This window comes from Lysinibacillus sp. 10T31 (assembly GCF_056394365.1).
Genome location: NZ_JBFTHS010000265.1, coordinates 1 through 373, shown reverse-complemented (window position 1 = coordinate 373; position 373 = coordinate 1). Strand labels below are relative to the sequence as shown.

Annotated in this window: 1 protein-coding gene; it reads right to left on the bottom strand. The window is 60.6% G+C overall.

Annotated elements, in window-relative coordinates; translation table 11 throughout:
• On the bottom strand, positions 1-373 hold a 373-nt coding region (locus AC1DCY_RS27965), incomplete at both ends, for a hypothetical protein (RefSeq protein ID WP_477356114.1).

The following is a 373-nucleotide window of genomic DNA, read 5'->3' as shown; positions in this document are numbered from 1 at the left end:
AAAAACGGCACCGAGTCGAACTCGTCTTCGACAGCATTCCAGATGGGCTGCCGGGCGACCCATTCAGGTCGCGTCATGCCCTCTTCCCAGTCAAGACTGTCGCGCACGCCGCGAGGCGGATAGGGACGATCAGGGTCCATACCGACGGACCGGATGTAATGCCTGAGTGTCTGGAGATTGAATTCCGGCAACCACCATGTGCACCGGCTCAAGAGCGTGCGAGCCATCAGCTCCGCCTGGACGGAGCCTGGCGCAACCGCAGGAATGTAGGTGATTTCGTTGTGCCGCATATCCAGGTAAAAATGCCGGAACCGCGGCTGGGAAAACAGGCCGTCGGGCCAGGTGCGAATGCCGGTATCCGCCAGGTACAACG